Origin of the sequence: Paenibacillus tyrphae (genome assembly GCF_024158745.1) — a bacterium.
In the GTDB taxonomy this organism is placed as follows: Bacteria; Bacillota; Bacilli; order Paenibacillales; family NBRC-103111; genus Paenibacillus_G; species Paenibacillus_G tyrfis_A.
In genome coordinates this window covers 234390-257853 of record NZ_JAMZAW010000003.1, presented here as the reverse complement: position 1 = coordinate 257853, position 23464 = coordinate 234390, and the positions used below count along the sequence as shown (strand labels likewise).

At 50.9% G+C, this 23464-nt stretch carries 27 protein-coding genes; 18 read left to right on the top strand and 9 right to left on the bottom strand.

The features are described 5' to 3' along the window. Positions 1 to 14 precede the first annotated feature (14 nt). The 5 genes from NI000_RS06370 to NI000_RS06350 all read left to right on the top strand — a co-directional run bounded on the left by NI000_RS06370 (position 15) and on the right by NI000_RS06350 (position 5088). A complete protein-coding gene (locus NI000_RS06370; protein ID WP_253408790.1) occupies positions 15 to 1580 on the top strand; it encodes a CDP-glycerol glycerophosphotransferase family protein in 1566 nt (521 codons plus the stop codon). Next, positions 1581 to 1787, top strand: coding sequence for a hypothetical protein (locus NI000_RS06365; RefSeq protein ID WP_253408788.1), 207 nt, complete (start codon positions 1581 to 1583; stop codon positions 1785 to 1787). It abuts the gene before it with no gap. A 134-nt stretch (positions 1788 to 1921) separates the two neighbouring features. Beyond that, a complete protein-coding gene (locus NI000_RS06360) occupies positions 1922 to 3433 on the top strand; it encodes a hypothetical protein (protein ID WP_253408786.1) in 1512 nt (503 codons plus the stop codon). Next, positions 3430 to 4059 (top strand): acetyltransferase, encoded by a 630-nt coding sequence (locus NI000_RS06355; RefSeq protein WP_253408784.1) that lies wholly within the window; start codon positions 3430 to 3432, stop codon positions 4057 to 4059. Before NI000_RS06360 ends, NI000_RS06355 begins: the two co-directional genes overlap by 4 nt. A gap of 21 nt (positions 4060 to 4080) precedes the next feature. Then, on the top strand, positions 4081 to 5088 hold the full coding sequence (locus NI000_RS06350; protein ID WP_253408782.1) for an N-acetylneuraminate synthase family protein: 1008 nt from the start codon (positions 4081 to 4083) through the stop codon (positions 5086 to 5088). A gap of 5 nt (positions 5089 to 5093) precedes the next feature. Here the strand turns inward: NI000_RS06350 and NI000_RS06345 are convergent, their stop codons facing one another. Then, positions 5094 to 6581 (bottom strand): hypothetical protein, encoded by a 1488-nt coding sequence (locus NI000_RS06345; RefSeq protein WP_253408780.1) that lies wholly within the window; start codon positions 6579 to 6581, stop codon positions 5094 to 5096. Between the two features lie 163 nt (positions 6582 to 6744). Between NI000_RS06345 and NI000_RS06340 the strand changes: the two genes are divergently transcribed. The 12 genes from NI000_RS06340 (at position 6745) to arsC (ending at position 16773) form a co-directional block, all read left to right on the top strand. Then, positions 6745 to 6996 (top strand): hypothetical protein, encoded by a 252-nt coding sequence (locus tag NI000_RS06340; protein ID WP_253408778.1) that lies wholly within the window; start codon positions 6745 to 6747, stop codon positions 6994 to 6996. A gap of 73 nt (positions 6997 to 7069) precedes the next feature. Then, entirely contained in the window at positions 7070 to 7879 is an 810-nt protein-coding gene (locus NI000_RS06335) for a DUF2935 domain-containing protein (protein ID WP_253408776.1), read from the top strand. 236 nt (positions 7880 to 8115) lie between these two features. After that, positions 8116 to 8208: a dihydroorotate dehydrogenase gene (locus tag NI000_RS06330; RefSeq protein WP_100085706.1), complete on the top strand. Its 93-nt coding sequence runs from the start codon at positions 8116 to 8118 to the stop codon at positions 8206 to 8208. 396 nt (positions 8209 to 8604) lie between these two features. Beyond that, the gene (locus tag NI000_RS06325; protein WP_253408775.1) at positions 8605 to 9357 is read left to right on the top strand and encodes a DUF1259 domain-containing protein; all 753 of its coding nucleotides are present in this window, start codon (positions 8605 to 8607) and stop codon (positions 9355 to 9357) included. Between the two features lie 376 nt (positions 9358 to 9733). Then, the gene (locus NI000_RS06320; RefSeq protein WP_253408971.1) at positions 9734 to 10471 is read left to right on the top strand and encodes a YheC/YheD family protein; all 738 of its coding nucleotides are present in this window, start codon (positions 9734 to 9736) and stop codon (positions 10469 to 10471) included. Positions 10472 to 10486: 15 nt separating this feature from the next. Continuing rightward, entirely contained in the window at positions 10487 to 11386 is a 900-nt protein-coding gene (gene aepX, locus NI000_RS06315; protein WP_253408773.1) for a phosphoenolpyruvate mutase, read from the top strand. Next, positions 11383 to 12510: a phosphonopyruvate decarboxylase gene (gene aepY, locus NI000_RS06310; protein WP_253408771.1), complete on the top strand. Its 1128-nt coding sequence runs from the start codon at positions 11383 to 11385 to the stop codon at positions 12508 to 12510. The genes aepX and aepY overlap by 4 nt, the downstream gene beginning before the upstream one ends. 33 nt (positions 12511 to 12543) lie before the next feature. Then, a complete protein-coding gene (locus NI000_RS06305) occupies positions 12544 to 13695 on the top strand; it encodes a 2-aminoethylphosphonate aminotransferase (protein ID WP_253408769.1) in 1152 nt (383 codons plus the stop codon). Next, the gene (locus tag NI000_RS06300; protein ID WP_253408768.1) at positions 13676 to 14455 is read left to right on the top strand and encodes a YheC/YheD family protein; all 780 of its coding nucleotides are present in this window, start codon (positions 13676 to 13678) and stop codon (positions 14453 to 14455) included. Before NI000_RS06305 ends, NI000_RS06300 begins: the two co-directional genes overlap by 20 nt. Positions 14456 to 14584: 129 nt before the next feature. Next, positions 14585 to 14896: an ArsR/SmtB family transcription factor gene (locus tag NI000_RS06295; RefSeq protein WP_253408766.1), complete on the top strand. Its 312-nt coding sequence runs from the start codon at positions 14585 to 14587 to the stop codon at positions 14894 to 14896. A 13-nt stretch (positions 14897 to 14909) separates the two neighbouring features. Continuing rightward, positions 14910 to 16322 (top strand): arsenic transporter, encoded by a 1413-nt coding sequence (locus NI000_RS06290; protein ID WP_253408764.1) that lies wholly within the window; start codon positions 14910 to 14912, stop codon positions 16320 to 16322. A 25-nt stretch (positions 16323 to 16347) separates the two neighbouring features. Then, a complete protein-coding gene (arsC, locus tag NI000_RS06285) occupies positions 16348 to 16773 on the top strand; it encodes an arsenate reductase (thioredoxin) (RefSeq protein WP_253408762.1) in 426 nt (141 codons plus the stop codon). 61 nt (positions 16774 to 16834) lie between these two features. On the opposite strand, the gene NI000_RS06280 is transcribed toward arsC, so the two are convergent. From NI000_RS06280 to NI000_RS06270, 3 genes are all read right to left on the bottom strand, one after another. Continuing rightward, positions 16835 to 16999: a hypothetical protein gene (locus NI000_RS06280; protein ID WP_253408760.1), complete on the bottom strand. Its 165-nt coding sequence runs from the start codon at positions 16997 to 16999 to the stop codon at positions 16835 to 16837. Positions 17000 to 17032: 33 nt separating this feature from the next. After that, entirely contained in the window at positions 17033 to 17203 is a 171-nt protein-coding gene (locus tag NI000_RS06275) for a hypothetical protein (RefSeq protein WP_253408758.1), read from the bottom strand. 85 nt (positions 17204 to 17288) lie between these two features. Next, the gene (locus tag NI000_RS06270; RefSeq protein ID WP_253408756.1) at positions 17289 to 17570 is read right to left on the bottom strand and encodes a hypothetical protein; all 282 of its coding nucleotides are present in this window, start codon (positions 17568 to 17570) and stop codon (positions 17289 to 17291) included. A 234-nt stretch (positions 17571 to 17804) separates the two neighbouring features. Here NI000_RS06270 and NI000_RS06265 point away from each other — a divergent pair, with 234 nt between their 5' ends. Beyond that, complete coding sequence (locus NI000_RS06265) at positions 17805 to 17951, top strand: hypothetical protein (RefSeq protein ID WP_157261474.1); 147 nt, start codon at positions 17805 to 17807, stop codon at positions 17949 to 17951. Positions 17952 to 17966: 15 nt separating this feature from the next. Here NI000_RS06265 and NI000_RS06260 read toward each other — a convergent pair whose 3' ends face one another. The 5 genes from NI000_RS06260 to NI000_RS06240 form a co-directional block, all read right to left on the bottom strand. Beyond that, positions 17967 to 18590, bottom strand: a complete 624-nt coding sequence (locus tag NI000_RS06260) for a class I SAM-dependent methyltransferase (protein ID WP_253408754.1) — start codon at positions 18588 to 18590, stop codon at positions 17967 to 17969. Between the two features lie 127 nt (positions 18591 to 18717). Further along, positions 18718 to 19347, bottom strand: a complete 630-nt coding sequence (locus NI000_RS06255; RefSeq protein WP_253408752.1) for an acetyltransferase — start codon at positions 19345 to 19347, stop codon at positions 18718 to 18720. Positions 19348 to 19380: 33 nt separating this feature from the next. Then, a complete protein-coding gene (locus NI000_RS06250; protein ID WP_253408751.1) occupies positions 19381 to 21093 on the bottom strand; it encodes a DUF4214 domain-containing protein in 1713 nt (570 codons plus the stop codon). Positions 21094 to 21127: 34 nt separating this feature from the next. Further along, the gene (locus NI000_RS06245; protein ID WP_253408750.1) at positions 21128 to 22465 is read right to left on the bottom strand and encodes a glycosyltransferase family 4 protein; all 1338 of its coding nucleotides are present in this window, start codon (positions 22463 to 22465) and stop codon (positions 21128 to 21130) included. 42 nt (positions 22466 to 22507) lie between these two features. Continuing rightward, positions 22508 to 23461 (bottom strand): GDP-mannose 4,6-dehydratase, encoded by a 954-nt coding sequence (locus tag NI000_RS06240; protein WP_253408749.1) that lies wholly within the window; start codon positions 23459 to 23461, stop codon positions 22508 to 22510. Between the last annotated feature and the right edge of the window lie 3 nt (positions 23462 to 23464).

Genomic DNA, 23464 nt, shown 5'->3' with positions numbered 1-23464 from the left:
CAGGAGGGAAAAGCATGTTCGGTGGGGATGAATTTAATGCGCATTTGCTGCTTCGATACGGCTATACGCACGATTTGTTCGAACGGTTCTCGCAGGTCGTCTATAAAGGAGTCGAGCTCCCGCTAACGCTGTTGCGGCCGTACCATGTGTTGATACGCGATTTCATCGACCGGAAACGAGAAGATGAATCGTTCGTCGAGCGGAAACGCAAACAATGGAGCTTCCGTTCGATGAAAGACGTGCAGCGGCAATTGCAGCGGCTGCCGCCACAGCGCGAAGACTGGGGCAAGGACGCCAGCCGGGACATGATCCTGCTGTGCGGCCAATACGTCGATTTTGCGCTGTCCGAGCTCAGCGATCGCCGGGTGCTGCTGCTGCATTCGAATCCGTACGATCTTCGGGCGCTTCAGGGGAAATCTCTTCCTTCGACGTTCGAGGTGTACAGCTTGCACGAGCGGCTTCTGCGCAGCAGCGCGTCCCAGCAGGCCAGAGCAGAGCTGTTTGCGTTAATCGATGAAGCACTGGCCGATCGACGGGGGGCCGCAGAGCATGAAATCTTCTCGATGCCGCGGTTTCCCGAATGGATGCGCAGCTGTATCGGGCAAGGCATCGTTTTGGTTGATTTGCTGGAGGGGGTGCTGAAGCAGTACCCGGTCGGGGTGATCATGGATCATTCGGAGCTGATCTATCCCGGGAGCATTTTATCTCTTCTGGCGCGTTCGTACGGCTTGCCGTTCATCAATGTGCAGAACCATTTGACCAGCGACGCCTCGATGATTCCGACAAGAGCAACGCATTATGCGGTATGGGGGCCGAGCATGACGCAATGGCTCGTCGAGCGCGGTATCGATGAAAGCTCCATTGTGGAGGTGGGCAGCCTGCGGCTGGAGCATAACGAAAGACGGATCCAAAAAACGCGCGAGCAGTTGCTCCGCGAATGCTGCGCGAAACCGGCTCCTTTTGTTCTGGTCTACACGACGGAAAGCTATCCGGAAAGCATCAATTTTACCGTCATGAGATGGATGAGAAAGCTGGTCCGGATGCTTCCGGACGTTCAAGTGATCGTCAAGCCGCATCCGAGCGACAAGCTGTCTTACGAATCGTTCGTCTCCGAACGCATTCATCTAGCGCCGTCCGGCTTCGATCTGCAGGATATCCTAAACGCATCGGATTGCGTAGCGACCATTTCTTCGACGACGGCCATCGAAGGGGCCATGCTGAAGAAAGGCATCATCGTGCTGCAGCCCGAGCTCCCGTACGATTACCATATCAATTACAATGGCTATCCGTATTTTCTGGACAGGGGGCAGGCGGGGCCCGTGGTGCATTCGGCCCGGGAGCTGGTGGATTGCATCGCCGCTCTTCTCACCCGGGAAGGGGAGAGCGAGGCGGTCGTGCAGGCCGGACAGCAGTTTTTGAGGCAGATGGTGTTCACGGATGACCGGACGCCGAGCCAGAGGATGGGCGGGCTGGTGAAGAGTCTGTTGGATAACGAATGCCGTCAGGCCTATATCCGAACCGAAGGACCGAATCATGCATCAACGAATGAAAGCCTATTGCCGGACGTGGAGGGGAATTGAATGGCTGACTTGAAGACGATCCACATTTGCTTAAAGGATTTTTTGATCATGGAGCTTCACACCTTGAATGTCGCGGAGGAAGTGACTAACCTGCTTACCGCCAAGGTGAGGGAAGATCGAATCATCACCAACCAGGACATTAAGCTCGTTAAAAATTTGCGGATATTGATCGATTCGTACACGAATACGATTGAAAATCAAAAATAACGGGGGGGACCGGTATGAATCAGAGACAACGCAGACTGCTTCGCCAACTTCGGTTATTAAGAAGAAGCATTCGAAGAAATAGAAGGCTGTTGATTCGCCTGATCCACGATTTGGAGCATGGGGAAAGCTGCTAGATGTATGGCGGAGAGGAATGGAACCCGCATTTGCTTCTGCGTTACGGCTACACGCTGGACTTCTTCGAAGCCCTCGCTCCGCTTCGGATGCATGGAATCGAGCTGCCCCTGGCGCTGATTCGACCGTATCATCATTTCATCCGCGATACGGTCGACCGGCGAAGAACGAACGACGCTTATGTGCGCGAACGAGGCAGCTCGTGGAACATGCACTCCATGTTCGATGTCCAGACGCGATTGCGGCGTCTCCCAGGGCAATCGGGAAGCTTTGGGGCAGAGCCGGGCCGCGATACGATATTGCTGTGCGGCAATTACGTCGATTTTGCGCTGCGGCATTTAACCTCGCACAAAGTCATTTTGCTTTCCCATTATTTGTACGAGCGCAGATATTTGAAAAACAAAAAGCTGCCCGCGCAGTTTGAAATCTATCGGCTGGCCGATAAGCTGCTATTCGGCACCCCCTCCAAGCGGGTGCGAAAAGAGACCAAAGAGCTGCTGCGGTCGTTCGATCGGCTGCACACCGCTTTCCACCGGCAAGCGGGACAGCATGAGGTGCTCGCCCGGGGGGCGTTTCGCCGTTGGATGCACGAGGAAATTCCATTTATCGTGGAATTGATCGATGCGCTGCACGAACTGCTTCGTACCCGGCCGATCAAGCTGATCGTCGAGCATACGGAGCTGCCTCCCCGGCAAAGCATTCTTTCGCTGCTTGCCCGCATTCACGGCCTGCCGTTTCTTCATGTGCAGCATCATTTATCCAGCGACGCTTCCATGGTGCCGGCCCGGGCGAGCCATTATGCCGTCTGGGGCCGGCATATGAGGGAATGGCTGATTCGCCGAGGGATTCCTTCTGCGGCCATCACGGAAACCGGCAGCGTCAGACTGGAGCTGAGCCGCAGGCCGGTCGTTCATACCCGCGACGACCTGCTTGCTTGCTGCGGATGGGAAGCGGGCACGCCGATCCTCGTTTTGATGACGGAGCAGTATGACGCTTCTGTCAACTATAACGTCGCTGCATGGCTGCAGGAGACCGTGCGGAGTCTGCCGGTTTACGCGATAATCAAGCCGCATCCCGACGATCGGTTGAGCTACGATGCGTTTGTTTCGGAGCGTCTGGCAATCGCTCCGCCCTTTTTTCATTTGGATGAGATACTGCATGCGGCCGACCTGGTGCTGACCATATCGTCAACGACGGCGGTCGAAGCGGCGATGGCGGAAAAAGGAGTGATCGTGCTGCAGCCGGATATGGCGTACGATTACCATTTGAACTATAACGGCTATGTGCGGCATTTGGCGAAGGCGGAAGCGGGGGAAATCGTAACTTCCGGAAGTGTGCTGACCGCGTGCTTGCGGACGTGGCTGGAAGACGAATCGTTTCGCAGCGCGCTGCTGGACCAAGGCCGGTCGTTTCTGCGGAAGACGTTAACCGGAGGGGAGCCGTCGCCCGGGGGAGCCGTTTACGAGCTTGTCCGGCGGCTGCTTCAATCAAGCGGAAAGGAGCGAGTGCGATGATTGGAATTATTGGGGCCGGGGGGCATGCCAAAGTCATTGCAGACATCATAAGCTGCGGACAGGGTGAAGAGCCGATGGCTTATTTCTCGGCGGGCCTTCCCCCTGCTTGGGCGAACCGTGCTGCCCATTACCGCGACAACGAGGAGCAACTGTTAGCCCTCCGGGCATCTGTGAAGGGCTGGCATGTGGCCATCGGGAATCCGGCGGTCCGGAAGCACAAGCTCGAATGGCTGATCGCCTACGGGTTTCCGGTCATCCAGGCCGTTCACGAGCGAAGTGTTCGCGCGGAGTCGTCGGTCTTGGGGGAGGGCGCGAGCGTCATGGCAGGCGCCGTGATTAACCCGTATGCGGCGGTCGGGAGAGGCTGCATTGTGAATACGGCGTCCAGTGTGGATCATGATTGCAGGATCGGGCCGTATGTGAATATCGGCCCGGGCTGCCGATTGTCCGGCGGGGTGAAGGTCGGCGAGTTAAGCGAGCTGGGGGCGGGAGTTATTGTCATTCCGGGCGTGACGATCGGGAAGCGCTGCGTGATCGGCGCAGGCGCAGTCGTCATCGACAATATTCCCGATCATAGTGTCGCGGTCGGCGTACCCGCGCGGATTATTAAACGGTCATCAAATTAAACGACAGGAGAGTTATGTAGGATGAACCTATGGAATCGTCTGTCCCAACAAGCGGAACCGCCGTATATCATTGCGGAAATTGCCGCCAATCATAACGGTGACATGGCTCTCGCCGAACGAATGGTCAAGCAGGCGAAGGAAGCCGGTTGCGATTGCGTGAAGTTCCAGTCCTGGACGAAAACGAGCCTGATGGTCAAGTCGGGCTATGATCCGGAGCTGGAACGCACGCTGGATCAATACAGTATGACGGAAGAGAAGCTTCGGGCAATGAAGAGCCTTTGCGATCATATCGGGATTGATTTTGCGTGCACTCCGTTTTCCCGCACCGAAGTCGATTTGCTGGTGCGGATCGGAGTGCCATTTCTCAAGCTTTCCTCCACGGAAGTGACCAATCTTCCCCTGCTGCAGCACGCCGGCAGTACAGGTCTTCCTCTGGTCATGTCGACTGGTATGGGAACGGAAGATGAAATTCGGGAAGCCGTACAGGCCGTGGAAGAAACCGGAAATACGAGGATTGTGCTGCTGCATTGCGTATCGGTATACCCGCCGAAGGACGAGTACGTCAATTTAAACAATATCGATTCGCTGCGCGAACGGTTCGGCTATCCGATAGGCTTCTCTGATCATACGCTGGGGACCGCCATTCCGCTTGCCGCGGTCGCCAAAGGCGCATGCGTGATTGAGAAGCACTTTACGCTGGATCAGAGCTTGCCCGGCTGGGACCATAAAGTGTCCGCCACGCCGGAGCAGATGAAGGAGATTGTAGACGGCGCCCGGCGTATTAAAGCGGCATTGGGCAATTATGAGCGGCAGCTCAGCGCGGAGGAGCAGGATAACCGGCGTATCTTTCGCAGAAGCATCGTGGCGGCAAGGGACATTCCCGCCGGGAAAATGATCGAAGCCGACGATCTGGATGCGAAGCGGCCCGGGACGGGTTTGTCTCCCTCGTTGATGAAGCACATGATCGGGAAGACGGCATCCAGAACGATCGGCTGCGACGAGCTTCTAAGCGAAAAGGATTTCGCGTGAGCGAACTATTCGCCCTCGGTCCATTTCGTTCCCATCCATTCCCGCACTAAGCGGTAAAGGCGCTGCGAAGGTTTCGGCTGCTTGATCGTCAACGATTGCCGCAGGAAGCGTTTCGCCTGGATGGCAAGCCTCTTTCTGGTCTTGTCATCGTGCATCAGACCGGTCAAGCATTGCCGCAAATCGTCTGCGGAATGAATGACAGCTCCGGCATGGGCTTTGGCCAAATGCTTCGGATAGCTGTTGTTGTGAAGGATGTAATGGTAGCTGATGGAGGGCTGAAGAACAAGTAAAGGCTTCTCCAGCATCGCCGCCACCAAGGCCGTTTCCGATACGACCGTAGCCGCACAATCGCTTGCATGCAGCAAATCCTGCAGCGAATACCCGTCCGGCATCAGCCGGATATGAGGGTCCGGATGTTCATGATAAGGATAACGGTCATCCGGATGTATCTTGATCACCACCAGCACCGGCAACTCTTGTCCGGCTTGAGAAAACCAGCGCATGATCTGTTCGTTGGTTTCCACGGAATAAGGCGAGCTTGTAAAAGCCACGATCCAGCGAGCATCCGTTATGCCCAGATCGTTCAGCAAGTCTTGTTTCGTCTTCAGATCTCCCCCCGATATATCTTCGAAGCGCAAGCTGCCGACGGTTGTGATTTTATCGGGGGAGATCCCAATCTTCGTCATCCAGTTTCTGGTATGCGGGCCGTATACGGCGTAACGGGAGGCGCGGGACGGGATAATATTAACATCGCTCAAGAGTCTGCTTTGCACCTGAATAAATGGAAGCTTGTATTTTAAAGCGAGCAGAGAAAGGACATTGCCGGGGTAAATCAGCTCCGAATGATCGAGAAAGAGGCCGACGGGATGCTCCCGTATGATGCGTTCACCGACGTTGATTAAGCATATGGCATCTCTCGCCTGGGCGTAGAGCCAGTTTCCGAATTTTTCACTTCCGAATACCGGATGGTCCTTATGCTTCGATACCAGGTCGTGAACCTGAAGCCATACGGGTTGGCAGAACTTGAATTGACGAATCTCCTCGACATAAGCTTTCTGGAAATAGAAAGGCGTAAATCCGGGGGGAAGCGTTTTGCCTTGAACGGCGGTCTGGTCGTGGCCGTTGCTGATGAGGACCAGCGCTTTTCGATCGGGAAACACCTTGAGCGCCGCATCGAGAAATTGGCCGCAGAAGGCAATGGCATCGCGCCCCGGATCCAGCGAGTAGTCGCTAACCGTCTCCGGCATGTGCTGCAGCCGGTCGTAATACTCGTGCATGTACTGCACTTGCCTGTTCATCCGCTGCTGTGTTACGATATCGGGCTGCTGCAGCTGGGTGTCCACCGTTTCTCTTATATGGTAGTAGTAAGCACCAAGCATGAGCAATGGAAGTTCGATTCCTTCATAGACGAGCGATTGAAAGGCGGTAAACAAATCATCCGTATAGCCGTACCGCAGCAGCATATGGTCGTTTATATGAATCTCGCTGTACATGGTTAGCTTCCCTTCCTTTCATTTCTCTCATTGGCCGCACAATATAATGTATGTCCCAGCGATAACCAGTGTTACCTGGCATGCGTTCATCTTTCGCACGAGTTGAAATTGATTCATAGAATGGTTAGAAAGTAAATTATAAGCAATGAAGGGGGGCCCGGCGTTGAATAAATACGAGGTTCAAGCGGAGGAATATTTCAATTTTAAAACCGGGGGGATTATTCGTTTACCAGTCTTATTACGGCGGAGTCGACGCGTCTCCTTGACGGTAAGCTTGAAGGGAAGCGGGCAGGAGGCGGACGATTATATGCGCCGGATCAAGCATCGCCCGGAGCTGACGATATTTCACGGAAGGTCGGAATTAAACAGGCAGGGCATTCGGAAGGTGTACGATCGGATAGACGGAATCCGGTAAATAATTGATCTTAAAAACGAATCGACCGCATAGGCATTATTATAGAAGCAATTAAGTGCCGGGAGGAATGCCTATGTCGGATCTGTTCGTTGCTCGTTCACTTGAAGAAATAAGGTTTTGGTCCCGTATTATGAAGGAACATTCCTTGTTTCTCAGGCTGGGGTTCAGATGTGAAGATACGCAGTTGATTCATGAAGCCAATCAATTTTATGCGGTATTTGAACAAATTGAACTAAAATCGCACGCTTATGAAGCGAATACGGATCCGCAGACGATTAGCCAATTTAATGAGGAAGTTTACACGGCAGTTAGCTATATTTGGGCTTTTAAAAGAAAGGTGCTGGGGTTAATCCTGAGCTGCCAATTACCCGGGGCCAATAACTTCCCGCTATTGGTTGATCATATAAGCCGCGAAGCAAACTATTTTAGAAATCGATTGGCCGAGCTGAATGCCGGAAGGCTGGAACCGCTGCCCGATGCCATTATCGACGAAAACGTATTTTTCTTGAAAATCATGGCCGACCATGCCAAATTCATCGGTCATTTGCTTGATCCGTCAGAACGAAAGCTGGTGGAACAAGCGCGAGAATTTAGCCATGATTTTGACCAGCTCGTCTTTCAAGCCGTAGATTTAAGCTCCATGCGCCCCCAATCCCAGACGGTTCCTCTGCTGAGCCAATTTGTCGATCAGAATAAAGTATCCGTCAAGTCTTTGCGCGACTTTAAGAAGACTGCGCGCGATTTGATAAACGACTGTCGTATAAAAAGCATTATTCATCCGCTGTTAGCGGATCATGTATTTAGGGAAGCCGAGCATTTTCTTGTCATTCTAGATATGTTTGAACAGTTTTTACAAGGCCGGGATGGCTTCGAATCATATTGACGACAGGCAATGAACCGGGTTAAGCGATGTTCCTAGTTACTTAGGGGCATCGTTTTTTATTTTCGCTGCTCTCTACCACTTGGTAAGTACTAATGGGAATACGGGCTTATATAATTACACGTCATTTGCCGCCTGTCATTTGTCCAAGCAATCATTCGACTACTGAATAAACTAAAATCGAGAGTACACGGTAGCTTAAGCCGATACTCAACAATACCGTTAAGGAGTGTTGACTAATGAGTTGTGTTAGAGGTTTTACTTCCACAGGTGTTATTCTGGTTCTTTTCATTCTGCTCGTTATCGTTGCTTGCAGTATCTGTTTTATTTAAACGCAGATTTTTTTAAAAAAATTGGATATTCGGAATTTATGGTGGAAAAGGGCTTATAATTCGCCCTTTTCCAATTTCTCAATCAACGTGGAAATATCCATACCAAGCAGAGTTGTTTCTTCCGGTTCACGAATAACGGGGGGCATTTTGAACATTGGGAAGTTTTCTTCCAGTACATAAGTATCGATCCGCCGCTGTTAAAAGACCACTTGGAGAGTTGTGTTACATCATTCCTTTTTTTGTATAATGAAGAAATTTCACGGGTAAACTGTACCTCGGGTAGTGGATACTAAACCAATACACTAGGGAGCGTAGTTATCAGCTATGGCGCTGCCCCCTTCTGTTACATTTACTTCTCTTATGATTCAACACTTTGCATGAATCCTGGAGGTACAAATGAAAAAACTCACCCTATTTCTGTTACTGATTATGATCGTTTTGGGGCAACCGGTTATCTGGCCAGCTAATAAAATCTTCGCTGAAGAAAAAAGCGTAGAAAAACAACACGACTGGAAAACGCTTGAACAGATTTTCGGTCGAAAGGGTAAGATGCAAGACAGCGTGTTCAAGGTTACGTTTCCGCGATCCGATTTAAAAGTAAAAGTCGGCGAAGTCCTGATCGATCCGGGTCTTGCTCTTACAGGCTGGCTCGCTTTTCAGCCACACGGAAACGAAACGATGATGATGGGCGATCTCGTTCTGCTTGATACGGAAGTGCCTCAGGCAATCTCAAAACTAAGCAGCAGCGGCATCGAAATAACGGGTTTGCATAATCACCAAGCCATTATGGGGCAGAAGGGTCACCGCAGCGGGAATCTTCTACAGTTCAACATTTCGCGCGCGGAAACCATAACGGAAAATAATATGGTAATCCCTCCATTCATGGGAGTAGCTTCACCAATCAATTTTCAAGCGGTCGGAAAGAAGGCCGCGACAACAGGAGACTTCGTCCTTTTGGCAAACGAAGTTAACCCAGTCGTTCGCGCTTTGACAGAGCACGGTATAACCGTTACGGCAATCCACAATCACATGTTGGTTGAATCTCCGCGGCTGTTCTTCCTGCATTTCTGGGGGGTTGACGATCCTGAGAAATTGGCCCGGGGGCTGAAAGCGGCATTGGAAAAAACGTATCATGTAAAGGAAAAATGAGTGGCTATGTTAATATCGGCTTCGTAACATAACATAAATTATGTTGCAAAAAGGGAAGGAATAATTATTGGTTCGTGAATAGATTTCGCGACCACTGCTCTTAGAGCTTACTAGGATCAGAACACATATTCATGTGAAAACAATCCGCGTATATCGCGGCTTTTTTATTTTATTCGATACTGAACTTGCCAAATTGCTTCATAGAAAATGATTTTAAGCCAGTCGTAGAACATCGTTCCCTTGTAGGCACATCATAGGCAAGTGATGTCCGAGAGTTGTGGGACAAAATTTTTTCGAACTATAGGTTTACACCGTGGCTGGAATTTATATTTATCATAAAATGTAAAAAAAATATTAAGATGAAAAGAGGATGGCCGTGGGAATTGGAAAGATGAAAAAACATAGGGAAATGCTGCAACATTCCGTTTTGCGGGGCCATTTACCCGAAACGCTCTGGTTTACCCATGCGAGGGCTTTGCGGATGCTGAGATCGTATTCGACCATCTTCATCAAACCCAATCATGGCAGCGGGGGAAACGGCATCATCAGAGTCAATAGGGTCCGCAACGGTTACGAGGTCCGGTGCGGTCTTAGGCGCACACGCGTCGGTTCCGCCTCTTTGTCTAAGGCGATTCAGTCTTATATGCGACCATCCGGACAGTATCTTGTGCAGAGGGGACTTCGTTTGGCCCAATACAACGGATCGATTTTTGACGCCAGAATTTACATGCAGAAACCGAATAAGAGATGGGAAATTTCCGGTATGGCTGCCCGTGTGGCTGCTCCGCGCCGTTTCGTTACTAATTATCACAAAGGCGGACATGGAGTACAGCTCAACCGGGTGCTATCGAGGCTCTTTGCGGATCGAAGAAAAGTAAATCACACGTTAAACAAAATAACAACGATATCCCATAACATGGCTAGAACCATTAACAAACGGCATGCGATCCGTGAACTGGGAGTTGATCTTGGGATTGAGAAAAACGGCCGTATATGGATTATCGAAGCCAATTCGAGGCCCGGGCATAAGCTGTTCACTCAACTTCCAGACAAGACCTCGCTGCGTAGAATTATGAAAAATAAGCGCTTGATGCGGAGGCGGCTTATGAATTAGAAAGGAAAACGGCCAATGAAAAAGACAAAACAGCTAAAACAAATGATTCACTCGCAACATTTGGAGTTTATCATGGAAGCCCATAGCGGGCTGTCGGCTGCCATTGCCGAAGAGGCCGGGTTCAAAGGGATCTGGGCCAGCGGATTATCCATCTCCGCAGCAATGGGAGTAAGGGACAACAATGAAGCTTCCTGGACGCAGGTGCTGGATGTTTTGGAATTTATGAGCGACGCCACGTCTATTCCGATCTTGCTTGACGGGGATACCGGCTACGGAAACTTCAACAATGCCAGGAGATTGGTGAAAAAATTGGAGCAGCGCCAAATTGCAGGCGTTTGTATCGAAGATAAGCTCTTTCCGAAAACCAACTCCTTCATTCATACCAAAGCTCAACCGCTTGCCGATGTGGATGAATTTTGCGGCAAAATTAAAGCAATGAAAGATACGCAATCGGACGAAGATTTTGTCGTCGTGGCCAGAGTGGAAGCGTTCATTACAGGATGGGGGCTGGAAGAGGCATTGCGGCGAGCGGAGGCTTACCGGCAGGCGGGTGCCGATGCCGTTCTCATTCACAGCAAGAGATCGGACACCGCGGAAATCGAATCGTTTATGAAGGAATGGGGCGGAAGATTGCCGGTCGTGATCGTGCCTACCAAATATTACACCACTCCGACAGCCCGCTTCCAGGAGCTCGGGATCAGCCTCGTCATCTGGGCAAACCATAATTTGCGGGCATCAATCGAGGCGATGAAAAAAGTATCCGGCCAAATTTTTCAGGAGAAGAGCCTTGTCCATGTAGAGAACGGTGTCGCTACGCTTGAGGAAGTGTTCAGGCTTCAAAGGGCCGAGGAGCTTCAGGCAGCGGAGCAACAATATCTTCCTTCCACGGAAAAAGATTCGGATGAACGCTTATGATCAACACGAGGTTATTTGGACAGGAAATGAAAAATTTGGGATTTCAGCTGTTCAGCGGTGTCCCTTGCTCTTTTCTGAAAAATTTAATCAATTATGCCATCAACGAATGCGAATACGTTGCAGCAGCGAATGAAGGGGATGCGGTCGCCATTGCATCCGGTGCCTATGTGGGGGGAAAGAAGTCGGTTGTGCTCATGCAAAATTCGGGTCTGACCAATGCCGTATCCCCATTGACCTCCCTTACCTATCCGTTCCGGATTCCGCTGCTTGGATTTGTCAGTCTCCGCGGGGAGCCGGGTATTCCCGACGAGCCTCAGCATGAACTGATGGGCAGAATCACAACCGGGCTGCTGGATTTGATGCAAGTGGAATGGCAGTATTTGTCTAACGATTTGGAAGAGGCCAAGCGTCAACTGGTACAGGCTGATGCACATATCGCGAACAACCGTTCTTTTTTCTTTGTCGTTCGAAAAGGGACGTTCGAGGAAGAGGTGCTACGAAAACAACAATCGTCGATCCATGCGAATCAACTCCGAACGCACCGTCATGCGGAGCTTCAGATGCCGACGCGGTATGAAGCTTTGACCGTCATCAACGCTTTGAAGGACAGCAAGACCGTACAGCTTGCCACAACCGGCAAAACCGGGCGGGAATTATATGAAATCGAAGATGCCGATCATAACCTGTATATGGTAGGCTCCATGGGCTGCATTAGTTCTTTTGGACTTGGGATGGCATTGACCCAAAGCGGCAGGGATATTGTGGTGATTGACGGAGACGGTTCCTTGCTTATGCGAATGGGAAGCTTGGCTACTAACGGTTATTACCATCCACCCAACATGATTCATATTCTGCTTGACAACAACGCGCATGAATCGACAGGAGGACAAAGCACGGTATCCCATAACAGCGATTTCGTCACCATTGCCGCTTCCTGCGGCTACACGAAGTCGCTATATATTCATAATTTGGAAGAATTAGAAGCCGCCTTGAGCGACTGGAAACAAACCAAAGGATTGACTTTTCTATATATGAAAATATCCAAAAATTCCAAGAAGCAGCTTGGACGTCCTCACATGAAGCCTTACGAAGTAAAAGAACGGCTGCAGCGGTTTTTGAAATAGACATCTATCGGACAGTAGGGAAGAGGGAATGCTATGCGGGCTGTGAAGAGGAATATCTTGCTTAATCCCGGTCCAGCGACAACAAGCGATAGCGTGAAGCTCTCGCAGGTGGTACCGGATATTTGTCCCCGCGAACCGGAATTCGGCGATTTGATGGCCTATATCTCCGCAGAGCTAACCCGGTTGGTCGCCGATCCGGATCATTATACGACGGTTTTGTTCGGCGGCTCCGGCACGGCAGCGGTTGAATCCATGATCAGCTCGGTTCTGGCGGAACAAGATGTTGTCGTCGTCATCAATAACGGAGCGTATGGGAAACGGATAGGCGAGATTGCGGAAGCTTACGGGCTGCATTATCTGGAATTTAAAAGCCCTTCCGATGATACGATTGATTTGGATGCCCTGGCAAGGTTCATACAAGCCTCTGGCCGCGCGATTTCGCATCTTGCCGTCGTGCATCACGAGACGACCACGGGTCTGCTTAACGATATTAAGGCGATTGGCGAATTATGCAGCCGGTATCGAATCGACATGATCGTGGATGCCATGAGTTCTTTTGCCGCTGTTCCGATTCGAATGAAGGAAATGAATATCCGTTATTTGGCTGCAAGCTCCAATAAAAATCTTCAGGGCATGGCGGGAGTTTCCTTTATCGTAGCGGAAAAAAGCAAATTGGAGAGCCTGAAGCACAAGAAGCCGAGAAATTATTATTTGAATCTTTATGCCCAATATCAATATTTTTCGAAATTTCGGCAAATGCGGTTTACGCCGCCTGTGCAGACTCTGTATGCCCTTAAACAAGCGATTGAGGAATTAAAGCAGGAGGGCGTGGAGGAACGCTACGCAAGGTATGTGAATTCGTGGACCACGCTCATTAACGGCATCACCCGGCTAGGTTTAACCTACCTTGTCCCCGAACAATATCACGCCAAAATCGTCACTTCCATCCTCGAACCGGATTGCGCCGCCTTTCATTTTCAAGAGATGCACGATTATTTTTACAGCGAGGGAATCACCATTTACCCCGGGAAACTCGATCGATTGAATACGTTCAGAATCGCAACGATGGGGGATATTGCTTATCAAGATATCGAAGCGTTCCTGGAACGGCTTGAGCACTATCTCCAAAGCATCGGTTTTGTAAAACGGGAGGAGGAGACGGGTGATGTCAGCGACAAAAGATAAGTGGCTGAAATATTGGTTCTTGAAAAAATACAAACCGTTGGCCCCCTACGTGCCGGAAACGAGAATGATGACGAAACCTGCATTTTGGAATCTCATTTCCAAATATCGACATGTCATCTTTAAACCGGTAAGAGGCAGCCGGGGGCGGGGCATCATTCAAGTATCTTCGGCAGGCGTCAATACGTATGCTTTGCACTTTGAGAATATCAAAATCAAGTTACAGGGGAAAGAAAACACGTATAACTATATCCAAAGAAAAGTCGGGTCCACCCGTTATATGATTCAACGCAGAGTTGATCGTCCGACCATAGGCGGCTGTCCTTTCGATATGCGGGTCATCATACAGCGGAAAGAGACCTCCAGTACATGGAAAGTGACGGCGAAGCTTGCCAAAGTTGCAGGCAGAGGTTATGTCGTCTCGAATAATGAGAGAAGTAAAGGAAGGTTACTTCCAGTGAAGACTGCCATTCAAAAATCTACAATAAGACATCTTTCTCCACAAAGCTTGCAGTCGAAGATCGACCGAATTTCTTTAATGTCGGCCAGGCGCTTAAGAGCCCTGTTTCCACACCATCGTATATACGGATTGGATGTGGGACTGGACCTGAAAGGCCATCCGTGGATCATTGAAGCCAATCTGTTTCCGTCCATGTCCCATTTTCTTAAACTGAAAGATCGAACCATGTATCGGCGAATTATGGCCTATAAAAAATCTGTGCGGACGCAACAAGTCGTAAACCGTCGGCCTCTCTACTATTAATTAGTAGAGGGGCTTTACCATGTCTATAGGATGTTTACATATTTTTATTATATAATCAATTGATTATATAATTGAATTGATATATATTTGTTTTGTAATTTCTTTAATTCGGGGCGAGAGAGGGGTTCCATGGAACAAATCAATGAAATGGCCGACAGCTTCAAGCTGCTTGGTGACAAGACACGTTTAACGATCCTTGCTTTGCTGAAAGAGCGGGCCCTGTGCGTTTGCGACATTGTGGAGCTTTTGGAAACGTCGCAGCCCAATGCAAGCCAGCATTTGCGCAAATTACGAGCCGCCGGGCTTGTAAACGAAACGCGCAAAGGGCAATGGATTTATTATTCTTTAAACCTCGAACACAAGCCCTATCTTCAAGCGGTTTTGGACTTCGTTCCATCGTTTAAAGAAAAAGTCGGGCAGCTCAAAAACGTTTGCGAATAGGATGGAGGAGTATATGGCTATCACTGCGTTTCTTATCTTCTTGGTTACTCTAACGTTTGTCATCTGGCAGCCCAAGGGATTGAATATCGGCTGGTCGGCAAGTGCGGGAGCTGTCCTTGCTTTAATGTTCGGCGTGGTGAGCTTCACGGATGTTGCCGCCGTAACCGGCATCGTATGGAATGCCACCTTGACATTTGTAGCCATTATTTTAATTTCATTGGTGCTCGATGAAGTCGGTTTTTTTGAATGGGCGGCGTTACATATGGCGCGCCTTGCACGAGGTAACGGAATGCTCATGTTTATTAGTATCATTTTGCTCGGATCGGCGGTTGCTGCCCTGTTTGCCAATGATGGCGCAGCCTTGATCATGACGCCGATTGTGCTCGCTATGGTCCGGGCGCTTCAGTTTGAGGACAAAATGGTCCTGCCGTTTGTTATGGCGAGCGGCTTCATTGCCGATACGGCTTCCTTGCCATTGGTCGTAAGCAACCTGGTCAATATCGTATCTGCCGATTATTTCGGCATCGGCTTTGCGGAATATGCAGGCCGTATGCTCGTTCCTAATTTCTTTTCCATTCTGGCGAGTCTTCTTGTGCTGTACCTGTATTTTCGCAAAAGTATCCCAAGGAGCTATCATGCCGCCCGGCTCAAAAGGCCAAGCGAAGCCATTAAGGATAGGAGGCTGTTTCAATGGTCTTGGGTCATTTTGCTGGCGCTGCTTATCGCTTATTTCGTAAGCGGGTTGTTCTCCGTTCCCGTATCGGCTATTGCGGGGATCGCCGCTATCGCCTTTCTTGCAGCCGCGAGAAAAAGCCCGGCGGTTCATACTTGGAAGCTCGTTAAAGGAGCCCCTTGGCAGATTGTTGTCTTCTCCATCGGCATGTATGTGGTTGTTTATGGATTGCGAAATGCCGGGCTAACCGATGCGCTGGGCAGCGTCATCCAAGCAGTCGCAGACAACGGACTATTCGCGGCTGCCGTAGGAACAGGGTTCATCGCGGCTGTCCTATCGTCGATTATGAACAACTTGCCGACCGTCATGATCGATGCGCTGGCCATTAAGGGGACGGAAACCCAGGGCTTCATTCGCGAGGCGTTAATTTATGCGAATGTGATCGGTTCCGATTTGGGACCCAAAATTACGCCGATCGGCTCCCTGGCTACCCTGCTGTGGCTGCATGTATTATCTGCGAAAAACATGAAAATCGGCTGGGGCTATTATTTTAAAATCGGTATTATTTTAACCGTTCCTACTTTGTTTATTACGCTCACAAGTCTTTATTTATGGCTTTATCTGCTCCAAGCTACTCACGCGAATGTATGGATCTCTACGATAACGATTGCCATAGTTCTGGTTGTTATAGCGATGATCGTGAAAGCGGTGTTGGGGAGCAAGCTGAGTAAAAGCGGACAACAAGGCGTTTAATTCGAAATTCAGGGGAGATATCGCGATGAGGAACAAACCTTTGGTTTACTTTTTGTGCACAGGAAATTCATGCAGAAGCCAGATGGCGGACGGGTTTTTGAAAGCCATGGGCCATGATCGATACGAAGTGAAGAGTGCCGGGCTTGAAGCACATGGGTTGAATCCCCGTGCCGTTCAAGTCATGAAGGAAGCCGGCGTGGATATCAGCGGCAACACGTCGGATGTCATTGATCCGGAAGTGTTAAACCGGGCGGACTATGTGATTACGCTATGCGGACATGCGGATGAGCATTGTCCTGTCATTTCGGGCACGAACGTAATCAAGTGGCATTGGGGGTTTGACGACCCGGCCAAAGCAACCGGTACGGAAGAGGAGATTATGGCCCAGTTCCGTAACGTTCGCGATTCGATTAAGCATCGGATTGAACAGTTCGTGCAAAAAGGGGTTTAGTCCATTGTAAAATGAAAGGGGCCCTGGGTGATCGGGGCCCGAGCATTACTTGTTGCGCCTGTTAACCATTAAATTTATTTTGCCGTTGTTGTTGCTGCTGCTTTTGCAGGGCTTCTGCCACGGCTTTGGAGACGGCTTCTGTATCCACTCTTACTTTTACAAAAGAATTTCCGCTGTTTTTAATGAAGTTTTTGTCATAGCCCGAAGAATTACTGGAGTTGGACATGGGAATCTTCACCTTTCTTTATGATAGCCGCAATTAGTGCCATTTATTTTGCCGTTGTTGTTGCTGCTGTTTTTGCAGAGCCTCTGCTACGGCTTTGGAGATGGCTTCTGTCTCAACTTTAACTTTTACGTTTGAGTTTCCGCTGTTTTTAATGAAGTTTCTAACAGAATATCCGGAATTTGAATGACCTTTGGAGGTAGACATTGGAAATCACCGCCTTTCTTAATAATAGCATATGAAGCTTCATGCTTTTGTGAGACTGATAGATGCTCATATTTTCATAGTCTTTTTAGTTCACAGGATAAATTTGATAGTCATAGCGTATCGATTTGTTGTTGATTTGAGCGATTTTTCCTTTAGCGGAGTTCCGCAAAGCACGTTCAGGTGCGGTGATTTGCTGCAGATTAAGAGAACTTTTAAATTTAGCCAAAAAAGAGTTTAGTTCCACTGGACTTAGTTTTCCCGAGCCATAGAAACAGAGAACCATGGCATAGGCGATAGGGGTCGTATCTACGATAACCGTCACATGTGAGTTGCCGCTATGGCTTACGGATTGTTTCACACTACTCATTTGCTCTCCTCCTCTCTCGCGTTGGTCTATTTATTCTATGATCTATAAATAAGATTTGAACGTGGTATATATCTGAATATAGTTAAATTCCGCTAGACTCTTATCGACTCTATTGCGTTTCTCAATGTCTCCCGAACCCAAATATTGAACGAATGATTTTGTCGAATCCGTCGTAAACTACTCATGGTTAAGGGCATTAACCCATCATGTTCTTAAGGAGCGATCATATCAATCATGAATGGAAAAATGTTTGGAACATGGACAACGGTGTCGCTTCTGGCGTTAGCGGCAGGCGGAGCTGTCGCCTACGGCGTGGCAAGACGCAACGGCAGCCGCAGAAACGTATTGCAAGGCGCGCGGGGATTTCGGTTATTCCGATAATGGGTTTAACCTCACCTATTCCGGTGAGGTTTTATTTTGAAGTTTAGGCTTGGCCGAAAAAAATAGCTCGTGATATAAGAAGCATTTGCGGAACCGTTCCAGAACCGTACAGTTATAATCGTGGTCTTGAAACAATTGCAGGTACTGTACCTCGTTACGAATATATTCCCCTTTGTCGTACCATTTCATAAACGTGTTGCATAAAGGTTTACTCTTGCACAAACAAGGCTCCATCACGATGATCGTTCCATCCGGTTTCAGCACACGTTGAAAATCCTTCAAGTATTTCGAGATTTCGTCCGAAGAAATATGATGCAGCACGGCGATAATCAGTATGTAATCGACCGATTCGTGCGGATACGGAATCGCATTATTTTCGAGTACTTGAAATTGATGATCGGGATACAATCGCCGGGCATAATGAATTCTCCCGGCATCCGGGTCCATTCCAACATAATACATCGGATGGAACATGGAACAATTAGCCCCGGTACCCGAACCGAAATCCAAGATAGATTTACCGTCAAATGCAAAATTCGATTGGACGCGATCATGAATATATTTTTTGGTAACCCATTTCGGACGGACAAACCAATGATACAGCCGCGGCGCGAATGAAAACGTAATGGAATTCACCATCTTTCAATGTAGTCATGAAGTATAATTTAACCTGATGGATTGAAAAAAATCCAAGAAGAAAATACCTTACGCAAAAAGACGCCCCTCATCCTGCAAAGGATAGGAGGCGTCTTTCGCCTTAGTTTCTCTACTTTATGACCCGCGCCGGAACGCCGACGGCCGTACAATCGTCCGGAATGTCGCGGACAACGGCCGCTCCGGCTCCGACGACGGACCATGCTCCGATCCGGATGCCGTCGATCACCTTCGTTCCCGTGCCGAGGAAGGTGCCCGTTCCGACCGCCACGTTCCCGGACAAGGTCGACCCCGGCGCGATATGGCATGCGGTGCCGATCCGGCATTCGTGATCGACCGACGCGTTCGTATTGATGACAGTGTAATCGCCGATATGCGCTTCGGCGTGAATCACGGCGCCGGCCATAACGGCAATCCCGCTTCCGAGCGTCGCCGATTCGGCAATAAAGGCGCGGGGGCTTATGGCATTGACGAGCCCGAAGCCAGCCTCGGTCGTCTGCCGGCACAGCTTCTCGCGCAGCCGGTTGTCTCCGATAGCGACAAAGGCGTGCCGGACGCCTTCCTCGTACAGGCGCGGCAGCACGGAATCGTCGCCAAGGATAGGAATGCCCGACACTTCGGTGCCTGGCGCTTTGGTTGTGCAGCCTGCCAGGCGTACCGTAGGATCGGACTTTAAAATATCGATGACGACTTTGGCATGCCCTCCTGCGCCGATAACGACCACTTTGCGTATTGTCGTCATTCCGGAATCTACCTCCTGTTTCGCCGATTCCGATCATCGATATATGAGGCTTTGAAATAGCTGGTAATACTCTTGCGCCACGACGGACCACGTACGCTGCAGCGTTCCCCAGATGGCGGCTTTTTCTTGGGCGATCAATGCTTGGCGCGTGCGGTAAAGCCGAGCGATGGCGGCGGTCATATCGGGCACCGAGTAAGGATCGAACGTGACGAACGCGTTCATATCGCCGATGACTTCTCTGGCGACCTCGATCCGGCTGATCGCGACCGGCGTATCGACGGTCAGAGACTCGAGAATCGGGAAGGGACAGCTTCCTTCGAAAAGCGTAGGCACGATCGTTCCCGCTGCATACTTATACAGCGAAGGCATGTCGCCGGACGGGAGTCTTAAGTAAACGATGCTGTTCAAAGCTTCATGATCCCGGCACCGTCCCAGCACGGCGGCGATTTCACGTTCCAGCGGTCTGTGGCTGTAATGATCCGTCAGAACGAGCTTCAACTTGGAAGCCCGGCCTTCGGGGGACTGCCTGTAATTCAGAAAAGCCTCCAGCAGCCGGTCGTGATTTTTATGCGCCCGGATGATGGAAGGGAACACGAGATACTCCCCGTACAATTGATGCTTGCTGCGAAAAGCTTCTTCGGCCAGCAATCCCAGATTGCGGTATTCCTCTACAGGGGCGGCCAATCGGATTACCTGCGTTTTATGAAGCGGGAGCTGCAAGTAGCCGAGACCATCATTATTTTGAACGTATGCCGAGTTGAAGACCACTTTAACCGCTTTGCTCGCCATGGCATGAACGATCGCGTCCAAACCTTGAACCAATTCCGGATGCTTGCGGACGTACAGCTCCCGAAAATGCGTGTACACGAGGTCGTGAATGCATAAAACAACCGGGCGCTCAAGCTGCAAAGCCATTTCCATTCCTACATAAGGCACGCACCAGATGTCAACCGGGAGATGCTGGTTCAACCAGGATACGTTTGGAAAATGATGTATAAACAGCCGGTTCGGATAGAGCGGGGCGAAGGCTTGGAACAATTTCTCCACTTCCGCAAAATTATGCTCCGTCGTCGCGACGTGGATCATAACGTCCGGAGCGTTCAACAGTAAGCCTTCCGTCAATCGGACGACAAAGCGCCCGATGCCTTCCCCGTCCAAATGAATCTTCGGTTGATACCCAAGAAACATGCCGATATGCTTAATGGATGACGAATGAGGCAGCAGAGGCGCAGCTAACGGCGGCACGGTATGAATCTTCTCCTGAAACTCCCCGGATTCGATAAAGCTGCAGAGCAGCCGGACCCGGGGCAAGCCGAGCGAGAGATGGTGAATGTGGCTGTGAAGTCCCGGCAGATCGGGCTGGCGCAGCAGCAAGTCTTGATATAAGCAATAGACGAATTCCACATCGGTCACATGATGAATCCGGTGAAACGTACCGATGAACGTCGTATGGGGATATTTCGCCGGAGACTGGGACGAGCTGTACAGACGTTCGGCTTCGCCGCTTTGCAGGAAATGGAGCAGGAAGTTGGTTTTCGGCACACCGGCGTTCAGCCCGTTCAAATGCGAATGAAAGCCTTCCGGATCGGCTTCCCGGAAAAAGAACTGCCGGTACAGCTCCCAGATGAACGCCTCTCCTTCCAGCAGCAGCAGATTGCGCAAAATGTCTATAAAGCGGAGCGTCGGCGCTTGCTTCAGCTTTTCCGCAAAGCGGGCGCTGCCCAATCTTAAGTTGATCATGTCCATACGACAACCTCCCTTACCATGAATTGTCTTGCCGTTACAGCAAGCCGAGATGGGCCAGGCGCTGCTCGATCATACGGCCGACGGCAGAGGGCGAATACCGGCTGCGGATCGTCTGCTGTCCGGCCGCCGCGATTCGGCTTCGCCACCCGGCATCCCGGACCAGATTGCGCATATGTCCGGCCGCCTGGCCGATGTCGGGATCGGCCCATATTTGATGGGCGCCGTAAGGTCCGTAGTCCGTTCCTACTGGTACGAGTTTATACCCGACCGTACATGAGTTTTCCGGGGTCATGAAATCCGTATTCCCCGACCAGTGCGTACCGATCACCGGCTTGCCGAGGTACATGGCTTCCGCCAAGCCGAGACCGAAGCCCTCGGCGCGATGCAGCGAGACGAAGCTGTCGGTGCAGGCGATCAGGGCGTTCACTTCATGACGCGCAAGCGTACGGTCCATAATGGTAATTTGGGGAAAGCCGGCCGTCACGCGATGCAGAAGCGCCATATCGTCCGGCTTCACCCCCGCGTTGTTCACTTTGACGACGAGACCGGCCGACGGATCGTCCCTCCCGAAAGCCGCCTTGAATGCTTCAATAACGGCGAGGGGGTTTTTCCGTTCCCGGAAGCTCTGCGTGTCGTACATAGAGCAGAACAGAAACCGGTTGTCCGGCAAGCCGAAGTGGGTCCGGTTCATCGCCGCATCGTAAGCTACCTCGATGCCGTGCGGGATATGGAGGACGGGAACCGGAGATCTTTTGGCTATATTGGCCGCCACATAGGTCGAGGGCGCCCATACCTCCTGCAGGAATTGGAAGCCTTCGGCGTAAAAATCGGGGAGCTCCGCAAGCTCCCAATGCCAGAAGCCGATATTGTAGCGCCCATGCAGAAGGGAAGCTCCGAAATGGTCGACGACATGCTTCAGCGTGTTCCCGTTGACGTGGAAAATGTTCACGTTATAGGCAGGTCCCTGCATTTCTTTATGCGCCCACGTCATATCTTCGTTGCGGTAGTCTCCGTATACGGGGCAGTTCAATAACCCGAACGGAATCCTCGTCGTCTGCAGCGCCCGGGCTGCTAACCGGCCGGATTCGCCGATGCCGGTCTCGGCGCGGATTAACCCGACCAAATTCACCCCGGCGGCGGGAGGGGCCGCAGCGGACGGCGAAGAGGGAACGGATTTGGCCCCCTTAGGTCGGCGGGCACGCAAGGACGGGAGCCGCTTTTTCCGCTTGCGGCTCGCGCCTTTTCGATGCCGGCGAAGAGCTGCACGGCTTCTCCGGAGCGCCTTTTTGCGCTTCGGCCTCTTGGAGGCTTTGGACAAGGTCCGCCTGTGGCTCCGAGAGCCCGAAGCGCGCCGGGTTTTCTTCTTTCGCATGTCGTTCATCTCCAGACTGGAATGGATCTGCAGGCCGCCGCCTTACGGGAAGGAGCGCCAATAATTCAGAAGGTCTTTGAGCGTCCGGTCCAACGGAATTTCCGGTTTCCAGCCGGTTGTTTCATGGAATTTCCGATAGTCTCCCAGCAATATTTCCACATCCGACGGACGCAGACGGGCCGGATCGACCTTGATCTCGATTTTTACCTTGCTAAGCGCAAGCAGCTTCTGAAGCAGCTCTTCGATCGTGATGCAGGAGCCGGAAGCGATGTTGTACGTTTCCCCGGGCACGCCTTTCTCCAGCGCCAACCAATACGCGCGCACGACATCCCGGACGTCCATAAAGTCCCGCTTGGCTTGCAGATTGCCGACATAAAGCACCGGGGGCTGCTTCCCTTTTTCGATATCGGCGATTTGCTTGGAAAAGTTCGAAGTGACGAAGTTTTCTCCTCTGCGCGGTCCCGTGTGATTGAAGGTCCGGGTGATGACGGTGTGCAGGCCGTAGCTTTTGTAATATTGATAGCCCAAAAACTCCTGCGTCACTTTGCTGACGGCATACGGGCTGAGCGGCCGAAGCGGGTTCGTTTCCTTGATAGGCACCTCGTAGGCTTCGACGTGGCCGTATTCTTCGCTGGAGCAGGCGATTTGGATTTTGCAGTCGGGCTTGATCCGCCGGACGGCTTCCATGATGTTGATTTGGCTGGCGGCGTTGTTGTAGATCGTATCGATCGGAGAGTTCCAGGAGGTTGGCACGAAGCTTTGGGCGGCCAGATGGAAAATCCGGTCGGGTTTCACGCTGGCGATCAGGGCTTCGACGGAAAAAGGATCGCGCAGCTCGCATTCGACCAATTCGACCAATTGAAGATCCTTTAAATGCTTGATGTGATCCAGTCGGCTTCGCTGGCGAATCGTCCCTACGACATCATGCTCCTGCAGCAAATACTCCGCCATATGGCTGCCGACAAAGCCGGAAATCCCCGTAATAAGCACCTTCATAAG

Coding starts and splice junctions, on each gene's coding strand:
- NI000_RS06260 (WP_253408754.1), bottom strand. CDS start 18,590: ATGGTGAATTCCATTACGTTTTCATTCGCGCCGCGGCTGTATCATTGG.
- NI000_RS06295 (WP_253408766.1), top strand. CDS start 14,585: ATGGAACAAATCAATGAAATGGCCGACAGCTTCAAGCTGCTTGGTGAC.
- NI000_RS06250 (WP_253408751.1), bottom strand. CDS start 21,093: ATGGACATGATCAACTTAAGATTGGGCAGCGCCCGCTTTGCGGAAAAG.
- NI000_RS06265 (WP_157261474.1), top strand. CDS start 17,805: ATGAATGGAAAAATGTTTGGAACATGGACAACGGTGTCGCTTCTGGCG.
- NI000_RS06275 (WP_253408758.1), bottom strand. CDS start 17,203: ATGTCTACCTCCAAAGGTCATTCAAATTCCGGATATTCTGTTAGAAAC.
- NI000_RS06345 (WP_253408780.1), bottom strand. CDS start 6,581: ATGTACAGCGAGATTCATATAAACGACCATATGCTGCTGCGGTACGGC.
- NI000_RS06305 (WP_253408769.1), top strand. CDS start 12,544: ATGCGGGCTGTGAAGAGGAATATCTTGCTTAATCCCGGTCCAGCGACA.
- NI000_RS06245 (WP_253408750.1), bottom strand. CDS start 22,465: ATGCGAAAGAAGAAAACCCGGCGCGCTTCGGGCTCTCGGAGCCACAGG.
- NI000_RS06255 (WP_253408752.1), bottom strand. CDS start 19,347: ATGACGACAATACGCAAAGTGGTCGTTATCGGCGCAGGAGGGCATGCC.
- NI000_RS06240 (WP_253408749.1), bottom strand. CDS start 23,461: ATGAAGGTGCTTATTACGGGGATTTCCGGCTTTGTCGGCAGCCATATG.
- arsC (WP_253408762.1), top strand. CDS start 16,348: ATGAGGAACAAACCTTTGGTTTACTTTTTGTGCACAGGAAATTCATGC.
- NI000_RS06370 (WP_253408790.1), top strand. CDS start 15: ATGTTCGGTGGGGATGAATTTAATGCGCATTTGCTGCTTCGATACGGC.
- aepX (WP_253408773.1), top strand. CDS start 10,487: ATGAAAAAGACAAAACAGCTAAAACAAATGATTCACTCGCAACATTTG.
- NI000_RS06365 (WP_253408788.1), top strand. CDS start 1,581: ATGGCTGACTTGAAGACGATCCACATTTGCTTAAAGGATTTTTTGATC.
- NI000_RS06330 (WP_100085706.1), top strand. CDS start 8,116: ATGAGTTGTGTTAGAGGTTTTACTTCCACAGGTGTTATTCTGGTTCTT.
- NI000_RS06270 (WP_253408756.1), bottom strand. CDS start 17,570: ATGAGTAGTGTGAAACAATCCGTAAGCCATAGCGGCAACTCACATGTG.
- NI000_RS06280 (WP_253408760.1), bottom strand. CDS start 16,999: ATGTCCAACTCCAGTAATTCTTCGGGCTATGACAAAAACTTCATTAAA.
- NI000_RS06325 (WP_253408775.1), top strand. CDS start 8,605: ATGAAAAAACTCACCCTATTTCTGTTACTGATTATGATCGTTTTGGGG.
- NI000_RS06290 (WP_253408764.1), top strand. CDS start 14,910: ATGGCTATCACTGCGTTTCTTATCTTCTTGGTTACTCTAACGTTTGTC.
- aepY (WP_253408771.1), top strand. CDS start 11,383: ATGATCAACACGAGGTTATTTGGACAGGAAATGAAAAATTTGGGATTT.
- NI000_RS06355 (WP_253408784.1), top strand. CDS start 3,430: ATGATTGGAATTATTGGGGCCGGGGGGCATGCCAAAGTCATTGCAGAC.
- NI000_RS06360 (WP_253408786.1), top strand. CDS start 1,922: ATGTATGGCGGAGAGGAATGGAACCCGCATTTGCTTCTGCGTTACGGC.
- NI000_RS06350 (WP_253408782.1), top strand. CDS start 4,081: ATGAACCTATGGAATCGTCTGTCCCAACAAGCGGAACCGCCGTATATC.
- NI000_RS06300 (WP_253408768.1), top strand. CDS start 13,676: ATGTCAGCGACAAAAGATAAGTGGCTGAAATATTGGTTCTTGAAAAAA.
- NI000_RS06335 (WP_253408776.1), top strand. CDS start 7,070: ATGTCGGATCTGTTCGTTGCTCGTTCACTTGAAGAAATAAGGTTTTGG.